At 40.9% G+C, this 11,827-nt stretch carries 13 protein-coding genes; 9 read left to right on the forward strand and 4 right to left on the reverse strand.

Annotated features, from left to right (window positions below):
- Positions 1 to 205 precede the first annotated feature (205 nt).
- The 4 genes from ACY8DX_RS06590 (at position 206) to ACY8DX_RS06605 (ending at position 4,546) form a co-directional block, all read left to right on the forward strand.
- The gene (locus ACY8DX_RS06590) at positions 206 to 2,383 is read left to right on the forward strand and encodes a PAS domain S-box protein (RefSeq protein ID WP_462406434.1); all 2,178 of its coding nucleotides are present in this window, start codon (positions 206 to 208) and stop codon (positions 2,381 to 2,383) included.
- A gap of 147 nt (positions 2,384 to 2,530) precedes the next feature.
- Positions 2,531 to 2,701, forward strand: coding sequence for an aspartyl-phosphate phosphatase Spo0E family protein (locus tag ACY8DX_RS06595; protein ID WP_082197145.1), 171 nt, complete (start codon positions 2,531 to 2,533; stop codon positions 2,699 to 2,701).
- Between the two features lie 233 nt (positions 2,702 to 2,934).
- Positions 2,935 to 3,369 carry a MarR family winged helix-turn-helix transcriptional regulator gene (locus ACY8DX_RS06600; RefSeq protein WP_049671590.1) on the forward strand — a complete coding sequence of 145 codons (435 nt, stop codon included), beginning with the start codon at positions 2,935 to 2,937 and terminating at the stop codon, positions 3,367 to 3,369.
- Positions 3,370 to 3,517: 148 nt separating this feature from the next.
- Positions 3,518 to 4,546, forward strand: coding sequence for a YkvI family membrane protein (locus ACY8DX_RS06605; protein ID WP_231589535.1), 1,029 nt, complete (start codon positions 3,518 to 3,520; stop codon positions 4,544 to 4,546).
- Between the two features lie 2 nt (positions 4,547 to 4,548).
- Here the strand turns inward: ACY8DX_RS06605 and ACY8DX_RS06610 are convergent, their stop codons facing one another.
- The 3 genes from ACY8DX_RS06610 to ACY8DX_RS06620 all read right to left on the reverse strand — a co-directional run bounded on the left by ACY8DX_RS06610 (position 4,549) and on the right by ACY8DX_RS06620 (position 6,317).
- Positions 4,549 to 5,163 carry a CPBP family glutamic-type intramembrane protease gene (locus ACY8DX_RS06610; RefSeq protein ID WP_462406435.1) on the reverse strand — a complete coding sequence of 205 codons (615 nt, stop codon included), beginning with the start codon at positions 5,161 to 5,163 and terminating at the stop codon, positions 4,549 to 4,551.
- A gap of 78 nt (positions 5,164 to 5,241) precedes the next feature.
- Positions 5,242 to 5,985: a type I methionyl aminopeptidase gene (gene map, locus ACY8DX_RS06615; protein WP_049671588.1), complete on the reverse strand. Its 744-nt coding sequence runs from the start codon at positions 5,983 to 5,985 to the stop codon at positions 5,242 to 5,244.
- 149 nt (positions 5,986 to 6,134) lie between these two features.
- Positions 6,135 to 6,317, reverse strand: a complete 183-nt coding sequence (locus ACY8DX_RS06620) for a YkvS family protein (RefSeq protein WP_049671587.1) — start codon at positions 6,315 to 6,317, stop codon at positions 6,135 to 6,137.
- 245 nt (positions 6,318 to 6,562) lie between these two features.
- Between ACY8DX_RS06620 and ACY8DX_RS06625 the strand changes: the two genes are divergently transcribed.
- Entirely contained in the window at positions 6,563 to 6,757 is a 195-nt protein-coding gene (locus ACY8DX_RS06625) for a hypothetical protein (protein WP_049671586.1), read from the forward strand.
- 49 nt (positions 6,758 to 6,806) lie between these two features.
- Here the strand turns inward: ACY8DX_RS06625 and ACY8DX_RS06630 are convergent, their stop codons facing one another.
- A complete protein-coding gene (locus ACY8DX_RS06630; protein ID WP_049671585.1) occupies positions 6,807 to 7,304 on the reverse strand; it encodes a sigma-70 family RNA polymerase sigma factor in 498 nt (165 codons plus the stop codon).
- 186 nt (positions 7,305 to 7,490) lie between these two features.
- On the opposite strand from ACY8DX_RS06630, the gene ACY8DX_RS06635 reads away from it, so the two are divergent.
- From ACY8DX_RS06635 to ACY8DX_RS06650, 4 genes are all read left to right on the forward strand, one after another.
- Positions 7,491 to 8,270, forward strand: a complete 780-nt coding sequence (locus ACY8DX_RS06635) for an SDR family NAD(P)-dependent oxidoreductase (RefSeq protein ID WP_462406436.1) — start codon at positions 7,491 to 7,493, stop codon at positions 8,268 to 8,270.
- A gap of 474 nt (positions 8,271 to 8,744) precedes the next feature.
- Positions 8,745 to 9,011 (forward strand): phosphocarrier protein HPr, encoded by a 267-nt coding sequence (locus ACY8DX_RS06640; protein ID WP_049671584.1) that lies wholly within the window; start codon positions 8,745 to 8,747, stop codon positions 9,009 to 9,011.
- The gene (ptsP, locus tag ACY8DX_RS06645) at positions 9,011 to 10,732 is read left to right on the forward strand and encodes a phosphoenolpyruvate--protein phosphotransferase (protein WP_049671583.1); all 1,722 of its coding nucleotides are present in this window, start codon (positions 9,011 to 9,013) and stop codon (positions 10,730 to 10,732) included. Before ACY8DX_RS06640 ends, ptsP begins: the two co-directional genes overlap by 1 nt.
- Positions 10,733 to 10,916: 184 nt before the next feature.
- The gene (locus tag ACY8DX_RS06650) at positions 10,917 to 11,822 is read left to right on the forward strand and encodes an NAD(P)-dependent oxidoreductase (RefSeq protein WP_462406437.1); all 906 of its coding nucleotides are present in this window, start codon (positions 10,917 to 10,919) and stop codon (positions 11,820 to 11,822) included.
- Positions 11,823 to 11,827: the final 5 nt, after the last annotated feature.

Here is an 11,827-nt window from a genome sequence, read left to right on the forward strand (position 1 = left end):
TATAGGGAATGTTTTATCGGCATTCAATCGCTCTGTTCGAAGTTCAATAGACCCGCTTTAGGTAAAGGCGTCAGAACATCTCTTATTTCTAAAGGATATGGGAAATTTTGACCGTTTGTCACAATGTTTTCAAAAAGAAAAGGAATTGTCAGGATTTTGTAGAATTATAAAGGGATGAATGTCGGAAGCGAAAAGGAGGATTGTCTTGAGTGATGGTCAAATGATGAATCTAGATGAGGGGTTGAACCACCAAATCAAAGAGGATAATCAAAGGCTAAAAACAGAGATTCAATTATGGGAGAACTTTTACCAATTCCATTCAGAAGCCATAATTATGACGGATAAGGAATTAAATATCCTTTCTTTAAATACAAGGGCGAGCAAGCTGTATCAGCAATTAGGCCAAGTCGACCGGCCGCGGAATTTAAAAGATTTCTTTCATGATGTTTCCAGTGAATTGGTGAAATTTCAAGTGAAGAAACTAAACCAGCATGGTTATTCCTTTGATAAATGGACAACCTTTCTGCATGCCTCACACCCTCTTGAGATTGAAATTTTTGCTGCGGCAGACGGCAAGGAAGAGCTTGGAAACCCTGAAAAATTTATTTACATGTTGATGGTCAGCGACAATAATCTTCTTCCTTCAACAATCGGCAATCAAAATTTGTATGCTGACTTAATCAACGGTCTTAGCCATAATATTGTCATTCATAATGGCAAAGGCACTATAGTAGATGCAAATGAGGCATTTGCAGCCTTGCTGGAAAAGGAACAGTATGAATTGCTCGGGAATAGTTTTCTTAGACTTATGAAGGAAGAGAGTGCCCAATCCTTCCTGGATAACTTAGGGAATTTAAGAACAAGCAAGGAATGCAAAGGTTTTTTTTATGTGGAAATTAGGGGAGTATCCACAAGGTATGAGTATATGGCAAGCTATAATTTGCATAGCGGATTATATTATACGGTGTTTGCTGAGGCTCAAAAGCCGGCAATTACGCATTCGGTTATCCATTTAATAGAAGAAATATCTACACAGGTTGATGGAGCTGTCTTAATTGTTCAAAGGGATGGTCAGATTATCCGTGTCAATGAACAGGCCAGCATGCTATTCGGTTATCCAAGGTCAGAAATGATGAAACTTCATATACGGGATCTTGTACTGCAAGCTGGGGAGCTAGATGAAATGCTGCAAAATACAGCTGAGAATTGGTCATTTGAAACGTACTGCAGATGGCCTGATGGAAAGGCAAAGCTTATTGAAATTACGAACAAGCCCATCAAGGATTCTGAGTACAATCTGTTACTTTGCAAGATGCCGCATGGAATCTATCCATATGAAGATGACTGCTTTTTGTTCCACCAAAAGTTTCGCAGAATCTTTGATGGGACATTTGATGGACTCCTTATTTGGCGGGAGGACGGCCGGATTATTGACGTAAATGCTCCGGCATCTGATATTATCGGGCTGCCGTCAGAGGGGATGATTGGCCAAACCTTTCAAGAGATTTTTGACCTTGATTCAAATCAGAAGAAGCATCTGCAGCGTCATCTTTCTTTAATGGCTAAGAATACACAGCATAATTTTGTTTGTGAGTTGACCTGTAAGGATGGTCAGACGAAGCAATTGGATTTTCTCTCCCGCCCGGATATTATGAAGGGAATGCATTTGACCGTTTTTCGTGATATAACGGATAAGCTTAAGATGGAGGAACAATTAAAGAAATCTGATACATTAAATGTAGTGGGAGAGCTAGCCGCAGGGATTGCTCATGAAATTAGAAACCCAATGACAGCGCTGAAGGGCTTTATTCAATTGCTTGAGGGCAGTTTGAAGGGCGATTATGCCAGTTATTTTCAGGTTATCACATCTGAATTACAGCGGATTGAAACCATTATTACCGATTTTCTGATATTAGCTAAGCCTCAAGCTGTATCCTATCAAATTAAACAAGTAAATACCGTATTAAGCGAAACACTTGAATTATTGAGTGCTCAGGCAGCGATGCTGAATATCCAGTTTCAGACGAACTATGGTGAGCTGCCACTGGTGCATTGTGAAGCCAATCAATTGAAGCAGGTCTTTATTAATCTCCTGAAAAATGCTATCGAAGCGATGCCTGGCGGTGGAACGATTGATGTTTCCACAGAACCTTTTTTTGATAACCATATCTTAATATCCATCCAGGATCATGGCATCGGCATACCGAAGTCAGTCTTAAAGAAACTGGGCGAACCCTTTTATACGACGAAGGAAAAAGGAACCGGCCTTGGGTTAATGGTTACCTATAAAATTATTGAAGAGCACGAAGGCTGGATAGAAGTGACGAGTAAGGAAGGGGAGGGGACCCTCTTTCAAATCTATCTTCCAATCTTCCATGAATAACGTGAGAACCTTCTTTCGACAAGGAGGTTCATTTCATGTCCTTTATCTTAAGAAATTACAATTTAATGAATTATCATGGTTATTGATTTACATTTATTTGGAATTTTGGCATAATCCATACAGAAAGATTGCATAGGAGGAAACGTCGTGAAACAAGCGAACTTTGTTACTCTAGAAGCAGATATTAACATCGCGAGAGAGAAGATGATCAGCTATGCTTCTGAATATGGGTATTTAGATCAAGGGACAATCCAATTAAGCAGACAGCTTGACCAGTTAATCAATCAATATACAAGAATGAAATATAAGCGTACGTAATGCAGCCTTGAGTCCATACTTTGCTGGACCTGACTGCTAATCGGCTTTTGCGTTAAGGCATTCCGCCTCGAAATGAACCTCAAAACAGGCTGGCCGTCATAAACGTGACAGGTGGGCCGCATTTACTTTCCTCATCCTTTTTACCGATAAATAATTTACTTTTGTTTAGTTTAGAAGTATAATAACGCAAATCGAGATTCTTGAAGAAAAACGAATTCGGAGGGTAAGAGGAAATGGTCGAACCAAATCAATCACTAAAACTCTTTGTGGTGATGTCTAAAGCCTACAGAGCGATTAATGATTACACGAATAAATATATTCAAAAAGAAGGGGTCAACCCAACTGAATTTGCTGTACTTGAGCTTCTCTATCATAAAGGTGAGCAGCCCTTACAGCACATCGGGGATAAAATTCTCCTGGCAAGCGGCAGCATCACCTATGTGGTCGATAAGCTGGAGAAGAAGGGACTTCTGAAAAGGGTTGCCTGCCCTAATGACAGAAGGGTGACCTATGCACAAATCACTGAAGAGGGGACGGAATTCCTCGAAGGAATCTTCCCAGCTCATCAAGAGCGGATTGAAGAGATTATGAGCGTCTTATCAGATGAAGAAAAAGCGATTGCCATTGAGTGCATGAAAAAAATTGGCCAAGCTGCACCAGCTAAATAATCGTTCACGAAAAAGGATTGAATGGAAAAGATTCAGTCCTTTTTTTCATCTAATAGCTTAGCTCAGGGGTATGATTGATTTTTTTCCAGTTCTATACATAACAGTCCTTCTCCAGCATAAAGTGTCTATAGGCAGAGGAGGGACAAGTTTGAAAAAACAATGGATGAGCGTATTCCAGGTAGCTGCCGTATATGTTGGGACGGTAATAGGGGCAGGCTTTGCCACCGGTAAGGAAATTTATGAATTCTTTACGAAATACGGATCTTACGGGCTGCTTGGCATTATTTTAGCTGGATATATATTTATCAGTCTGGGCAGAAAGATGATGGTGATTGCCCTCAAGTATGATTTGAAAAATTATATGGAATTCAATGCGTGGCTATTCGGGAAACGTTTGGCCCTTTTTATTAATGTAATTGTTATGTTTATGCTCATTGGGGTGACAGGAGTCATGATGGCTGGAGCGGGAGGCCTTTTTGAGGAACAGCTTGGGTTCTCCAAAATGGGCGGAATGGTGTTTACAGCCTTTTTGGCAGTGGTTGTTATGAGCTGGGGTGTACATGGACTCCTCTCCATTAATACATTTGTTGTGCCGGCTATGGTCATGTTTAATATCATTTTAATGGTGGTTTCCCTTTTTACATTAAAGGGGGCTGCCCATTTAGTGCATATCCCTGACTTTGTGAGCATGAAGGCTTTCTTGTCCCCGTTTTCCTATACGGCCTTCAATCTTGCTTTGACACAAGCTGTACTTGTTCCGTTGGCGACAGAGATTGGGGATGAGAAACTGATTAGAAGAGGAGCCAATCTAGGGGGAGTCCTGTTAGCGCTCGTTCTTCTAAGCTGTCATATTTCCTTATCATCTGTCAGTGGGATTGGAGAGATTAATATCCCCACGGCCTATGTCATGAAGTCCATTGCCCCCTATTTGTACGGATTATATTTGTTCATTATCTTCGGTGAGATCTTTACCTCGCTTATTGGCAATGCCTTTGGGCTTGAGCGGCAATTAAAGAAAGTGACCGGGCTGCCCTCATGGTCACTTTATGTCTTCGTATTAAGTTTCTGCCTCCTGATTGGCCAATTCGATTATGGCCCGTTAATTTCTTACCTATATCCATTGTTTGGTTATATAAGTTTATCCTTCTTAGTTCTGTTGACGGTAAAGAAGGAATGAGATTATTGAAGCGGAAAGACAGCTAGAAGAAGCAGGTCAAATAGTAGGTGAGAGATAATGACCATTTGGAGGTTCTTCTTCCAGGCATACAGGGTACCCCATAATAATCCGCCGCCAATGCCGGCGAGTAAGAGCAGTATATTGCCTGAGAAAGCAAGAGGCAATGTATAAAGAAGGGCGGCGAGCAGGACAGAAGGGATGGTCGTTATATGACCGTGAATCTTCCTCTGGACAAACCCTCTCCAGAAAATCTCCTCACCCGGAATAATCAGCAAAATCAAGACAGCGTATTGCCATGCTGAAGCCGGGGAAAGAAGGCGATATAAATCCTCCAGCTGAATCTGAAGCGGAGGATAGAGCAACGGGAGCCATTTACTTGCCGTCCATGTAATGCCATACATAAGAGCGCCAGAAAGGCTGCCGTATAGAAGGCTATTTCTTAAGGGCTGCTTTTGACTGTCCGGGTGTTCGATAAGGAAGGAAAGTGTCATTAACAGGGTCATGGCTGCCGTATAGGTAAACCAGAATTTCGATAAATCTAGATAAGAAATGAATAAAAGCAAATAAGCAAGACATAAGCAAAGCAGAAGTGGATGGTCCTTGGCTGCATTCTTCATGCTTTTCCTCCTGTTCGTTGAATCATAATTATATGACAGAAAGAAAAGAGAAGGGATTCCTTCTCTTTTCGCTGTTTATTATAAAGTTAGGATGATTGGTTCATTTTTCGTGACAATAATGGTGTGCTCGCATTGTGCGACCAAGCTTTTATCCTTTGTGACATAGGTCCATCCATCTCCAAGCTCTGTTACCATGGATGCTTTCGTGGAGATGAAGGGTTCTACCGCAAGGACTGTCCCCTCATGGAGCAATTCGCTGTCCCAAGGATCAAAATAGTTAAGGATATGATCAGGGCTTTCATGCAAGCTTCTGCCGATGCCATGGCCAGTCAGGTTTTTGATGACATTGAAGCCATTGGCACGAGCGGTGTTGAAAACGGCCTTGCCTATCAGGTTTTTCTTAGAGCCTGCTTTTGCCTTTGAGATTCCGTTGTTAAAAGCTTCAACGGCACATTGGCATAGTTTGTCAATCTGTTCATCAGATTGACCTACCATGAAGGAGATGCCTGTATCCGCGTAGTATCCATCTAAGACGGCTGAAACGTCAATATTGACTAAGTCGCCTTCATTGATGACGCGCTTTCCAGGTATTCCGTGAGCAACTTCCTCATTTACGCTGATGCATGTATAGCCGGGGAAGTCATACTCATTTTTAGGAGCGGAAATAGCCCCGGTTTCATCAAATAATTGTTTGGCGAGCTGATCCAGTTCAAGGGTCGTTATGCCAGGTACGGTTGCGCTTTTCATTGTTTCCCTAACGCGGGATACAATCGCACCGATTGCCTTTAGGCCTTCTAAATCTTTATCACTTTTTACTATCATAATACTAAACCTGCTTTCTGTTCTGCTCTCTGCCAGAGGAGGAGCTTATTGAAAGGTTCCAAAAAGGAATCGGTTTTAATTATAGCGAAGTTTTCTTTAAATAGAAAGAGAGCGGCATGTACGAAAAAAACGAGACATAATGTCCCGTTTTACAGCTCGTTTACAATCGTATAGTTTTTATGGTTAACGACCGTTTTTTCTTCAAGCTCAAGGTCCCGGTAGTTCTCCATTAAGGTTAAATCGACAATAACGGAATTTTCATTCACTTTTTCGACAATTCCGCGCAAGCCATCACGGAATTCAATGATATTTCCTACATTGGCTTTATTCATTCTATTCACACCTTTTCTAGAGTTTATATGGAAATCATTAAAGCATGAAGTCTAATCCGTCATTTCTTTACTTTATATGCTTGTTTTTACCGTTAAGCGGATTATTATTGTCATTATAGTATAAAATTCAAAAATTGTAAGTCATTAAAAGGAATTTTTTGATAATTATTCAAAAGTTAAAACAACTTGAACCCCCTATTTAAAAAAATGTATGATGGAATCACATAAAAGGAGTTGTCAGAGGAATGAATCAAGAAGAAATTGAACGTCTTTTCGAGCAATTGAAGAGTGGGGAATTAACCCAGTTGGATGTAAGCAAGGAGGATTTTCTTGCCTTTCGATCGGTCTTGGTGAAACGGAATGATTTTAAGCATTTTCGAGGGATTGCTCATCTTGGGGGCAGTGTTACGTATGAATATTTGGAGGAACCGAGGAGCTAGCAGCAACAGGCCAATGATGAAAGGAATCATCATTGGCCATTTTTGCGGGTTAAAATGCCTCAGGATGCTGCCTATAGTAGGCTTGTAACTTTTTGATGGTTATTCGTTTCCATGATTTGACGGAGGCGGTTGTCGTTTGACAGTCTGCTGCGATTTCACGGGTAGTTTTACCATATTGAATGTGATGGATAAGCCAGCAGCTTTGATTTGATGTTAAGGTCTCGAGAAAGGCCTTAGGAATGAGCCAATCGAGCATGTGCATCATTTCTTCGTCTTGAATAAGATGATCCATTCCAGCTTCCTTCAACTGTTCGCGCATTTGAATTTTGTTTGATTTCTGCATATGAGACAGCATTCTTCCCTTTATGGTCATGAATGCGTAGGACATGAATTGCCCTTTTGCGGAATCATAGGCCTTACTTGCCTCCCATAGAGCAATCAATCCTATTTGTATAAATTCATCTTTATCTCTATAGATATTTAACCGTTTAATCATGTGATGGATGAGCGGGGTGTACTGCTCTGCAATTTTTTCGAATTCCTCCATTATTAGAAAACCAGCCTGCCTGAGGAGCGACCTCGTTTTATTCCCGGGTATCTATTAAGGTACAGAGGATTTGAATACGTGTAAAAAGGGGAAATGATGAAATAAGACAGCGTTATTGATGAAATTGAATCATTTAAACAGATAAATAAGTTGTTTATGCGCAAAAAGGCCTTCAAATATGAATTATTGGAGAAATTGAAACAATTATTGTTCAGAGGTGAAGAAATGGAGAATAAAGATGTAGTTGTATTGGTTACAGGAGCGGCCAATGGAATCGGAAGAGAGATTGCGATTCAGTATGGTAGAACTGGGGCGAGTGTCGTTTTGGTGGATCGTGACCAAAAAGGCGGTGAAGCAGCAATTGACTCAATGAAGGAGGCTCATTTGGATGCGCATTTCATTGCCGGGGATGTTGGTGAAGAGGATACGGTGCTTGAGGTAATGGAATATATTCGGAAGCAGTACGGACGGCTGGATGTGCTAATTAATAATGCAGGTGTATCCACATTTGTTCCCTTGCTTGAAATGACAACGGAGCAGTGGGACCGAATCATTCAGTCTAATTTGCGGTCTGTATTTTTGTTCGCACGGGAGGGGGCAAAATTGATGAACGAGAAAGGATGCATAATCAACATTGCATCGACAAAAGCGTTCCAATCTGAACCTGATTCAGAAGCCTATGCGGCAACGAAAGGAGGAATCATTGCCTTGACGCATGCTTTAAGCGCCTCCTTGGCCGAAAGACAAATCCGGGTTAATTCTATTAGTCCAGGCTGGATAGAGACAAAGGAGTATGATCATTTACGAGACATCGATCATGAACAGCATTTCTCTAAAAGGGTCGGGAAACCTGAAGATATAGCCAGATTATGTCTATTTCTAAGTGATTCCAGCAATGATTTCATTAATGGAGAAAATATAATCGTTGACGGCGGGATGACAAAGAAAATGATTTATGAACGATAAGTGGATTTTTGCGCAAATAGGATTAAAAGTGCATTTCTCCTAGTTGTTTTATTCTGTTCATCTAGTGTAAAATTAAAAAGGCCGCACGGCTACTTGCCATGTGACTGATTTCCTTGTTCGCTATAAATATGAATGACATACCATTTCGCGGGAAACGTGTGACATGCTTAATTGGATGTTTTATGTATGTCTCCGATTATGAACATCGATAGAAAACTCAATCCCAATGATAAGCAGCATGGTGGAAGAAATTTTTTCCTCCATAAATAAAAGCGTTGAACTCTTTGTCGATTTTCGGTACATTTTATGTGATGGGATACAACCTCTCCTATCACATAAAAGGGACGAAATTTTCGACTGCTAGACGCTTTGTACATAGAACCCGTAGAATTTGGGTAAAATCACATAAAGATGTAGCAGCTAGAAATTATATTGGCCTGAAATGAAATTAATTAATAAAGGAGCTTGATTATTTTGGTACAAAAATCTTTTCACGTAATCGACGAAACAGGAATTCATGCACGTCCAGCAACTTTGCTTGTTCAAACTGCAGGTAAATTCAACTCTGACATTAACTTAGAATATAAAGAAAAGAAAGTTAACTTGAAGTCTATCATGGGTGTTATGTCTCTAGGTATCGGCGCTGGCGCTGACATCACAATCTCTGCAGAAGGCAGCGATGAGCAAGATGCATTAAACGCAATCGAAGAAACTTTAGTTAAAGAAGGTTTGGCTAAGTAATGACAACGATGTTAAACGGAATAGCGGCATCAAATGGGATTGTCATAGCAAAAGCTTATCGTTTAATTGAACCTGATTTAACTGTTAGCAAGAAATCCATCACAGATGAGAAGGCTGAAATGGAGCGTCTTGATAGCGCTGTAAATAAAGCCCAATCTGAATTGGAATCAATTCGCGAGAAGGTAAAAGTAGAACAAGGTGCAGACAAAGCAGCTATCTTTGACGCTCACATCCTTGTTTTAAATGACCCTGAATTGCTTGGTGCTGTTAAAGAAAAAGTAAAATCAGAAAAAATCAATGCTGAATTTGCGATGCGCGAAATGGCAGACATGTTCATTATGATGTTCGAACAAATGGATAATGAATATATGAAAGAAAGAGCAGCTGATATCCGTGACGTTACGAAGCGTGTAATCAGCCACTTATTAGGCGTTCAAATCCCTAACCCAAGCATGATTTCTGAAGAAGTAATCGTTGTGGCAGAGGATTTAACACCTTCTGATACAGCTCAACTTAACAGAGATTTCGTAAAAGGGTTTACAACTGATATCGGCGGACGTACTTCTCACTCTGCTATCATGGCTCGTTCCCTTGAAATTCCAGCGGTTGTTGGAACAAAACAAGCGACTGAATCTATTCAAAATGGCGATATGATCATCCTTGATGGTCTGAAAGGTGAGGTTCACATCAATCCGACGCCTGAATTGATTGAAGAATACAAGAAAGCTGCTGATGCATATGCTCAGCAAAAGCTTGAATGGGCTAAACTTGTCAATGAGAAAACTGTTACAGCTGATGGCCATCATGTTGAGCTTGCAGCTAACATCGGTACACCGAATGATTTATCCGGCGTTATCTCAAACGGCGGGGAAGCTGTAGGCTTATACAGAACTGAGTTCTTATACATGGGCCGTGAAAACCTTCCTTCTGAAGACGAACAATTTGAATCTTACAAAGCTGTTCTAGAAGGCATGGAGGGCAAACCTGTTGTCGTTCGTACACTTGACATCGGCGGCGATAAGGAGCTTCCATACTTGGATCTTCCGAAAGAAATGAATCCATTCCTTGGTTTCCGTGCGATTCGTCTATGCCTTGAAGAAAAAGGTATTTTCAGAACGCAATTGAGAGCGCTTTTGAGAGCCTCTGTATACGGAAACTTGCGTATCATGTTCCCAATGATCGCTACATTGGATGAATTCCGTGAAGCGAAAGCACTCCTTGAAGAAGAAAAAGCAAAATTGATTCAAGAAGGTGTTCAAGTATCTGATTCCATCCAACTTGGAATTATGGTTGAAATTCCTTCCACAGCTGTTATCGCTGATCAATTCGCTAAAGAAGTTGACTTCTTCAGCATTGGAACAAATGACTTGATTCAATACACAATGGCTGCAGACCGTATGAACGAACGCGTTTCTTACTTATACCAGCCTTATAACCCTGCAATCCTTCGTCTTGTTAAGATGGTTATTGATGCAGCACACAAAGAAGGTAAATGGGCAGGCATGTGTGGAGAAATGGCGGGCGATGAGCTTGCGATTCCACTTCTTGTCGGCTTAGGATTAGATGAGTTCTCAATGAGTGCTACTTCTATTCTTCGTGCTCGTTCTCAAATCAAAACATTGTCATTAACAGACATGCAAGAATTAGCAGCAAAAGCTTTACAAATGCAAACAGCTTCCCAAGCTGTAGAACTAGTTAAGGAAGCAACAGCACAAAAATAATTTTTAGTAAAAAGATCTTTTTGTGTTTGATAAAAGAAAAATAGGGGTAACTTAAGTATGGACACAACAGCAACATGCTTTTAGTGACCCCCCTTTCTTAATCAACTGGGAAACCAGTTGATTTTTTTGTTTTCCTAAAGGATAAAGGTTATTTGCCGGCTGATTTCTATCCCTATATGATAGAATGAAGAAGAAAGATGATGTACTTTTGGAGGGCTTATTGATGCAGAAACAAACAATTGGCTTTATAGGTTTGGGTGTAATGGGCAAAAGCATGGCCAGGAATATTATGAAGGCTGGCTACCCGTTGATTGGTTATTCACGAACAAAAGAAAAGTGCGCAGATTTAATTACAGAGGGAATGAGATGGGCAGATACGGTTCAAGATGTGGCTGTTAATGCAGAGATCATCCTCACAATGGTCGGGTTCCCAAAAGATGTGGAAGAAGTCTATTTAGGTGAACACGGATTAATTAATCAGGCTAAGGCTGGTACATATTTAATTGATATGACTACCTCTGCTCCACAGCTTGCCAAGAAGCTATTTGCGGCCGGGAAGGAGAAGGGGATTCATGTGCTTGATGCTCCTGTATCTGGAGGAGATATCGGTGCAAGAAATGGTGCTCTCGCCATTATGGTTGGAGGGGAGAAGAAAGATTTCGACATGATTACGCCTTTGTTCCGTACAATGGGAACGAATATTGAGTATCAAGGGTCTGCGGGCTCAGGCCAGCATACAAAGCTTTGCAACCAAATGGCCATTGCAGGTACGATGATTGGCGTATGCGAATCACTTGTCTATGCTAAAAGGGCAGGTTTGGACCCTGAGACAGTGCTGAAGAGTATTTCTGGGGGTGCCGCAGGAAGCTTTTCGTTGACGAATCTTGCTCCGCGCATCTTAAAGGGCGATTTTGAGCCTGGATTTTACATAAAGCATTTTATAAAAGATTTAAAGATTGTCCTAGATGAAAGTGAAGCGCTTGGTCTTGATTTTCCAGGCGTGTCACTCGCTAAATCCTTGTATGAGGAGCTGGCAGAAGAAGGTCTGGGAGAAAAAGGGACACAGGCTCTATATAAATACTGGAAGTAAAGGAA

It is taken from the genome of Gracilibacillus sp. Marseille-QA3620 (assembly GCF_054950035.1).

Excerpts from the sequence above, each read along its gene's own strand:
- ACY8DX_RS06600 (WP_049671590.1), top strand. The coding sequence starts at position 2,935 with ATGGTCGAACCAAATCAATCACTAAAACTCTTTGTGGTGATGTCTAAA.
- ACY8DX_RS06610 (WP_462406435.1), bottom strand. The coding sequence starts at position 5,163 with ATGAAGAATGCAGCCAAGGACCATCCACTTCTGCTTTGCTTATGTCTT.
- map (WP_049671588.1), bottom strand. The coding sequence starts at position 5,985 with ATGATAGTAAAAAGTGATAAAGATTTAGAAGGCCTAAAGGCAATCGGT.
- ACY8DX_RS06620 (WP_049671587.1), bottom strand. The coding sequence starts at position 6,317 with ATGAATAAAGCCAATGTAGGAAATATCATTGAATTCCGTGATGGCTTG.
- ACY8DX_RS06625 (WP_049671586.1), top strand. The coding sequence starts at position 6,563 with ATGAATCAAGAAGAAATTGAACGTCTTTTCGAGCAATTGAAGAGTGGG.
- ACY8DX_RS06630 (WP_049671585.1), bottom strand. The coding sequence starts at position 7,304 with ATGGAGGAATTCGAAAAAATTGCAGAGCAGTACACCCCGCTCATCCAT.
- ptsP (WP_049671583.1), top strand. The coding sequence starts at position 9,011 with ATGACAACGATGTTAAACGGAATAGCGGCATCAAATGGGATTGTCATA.
- ACY8DX_RS06650 (WP_462406437.1), top strand. The coding sequence starts at position 10,917 with ATGAAGAAGAAAGATGATGTACTTTTGGAGGGCTTATTGATGCAGAAA.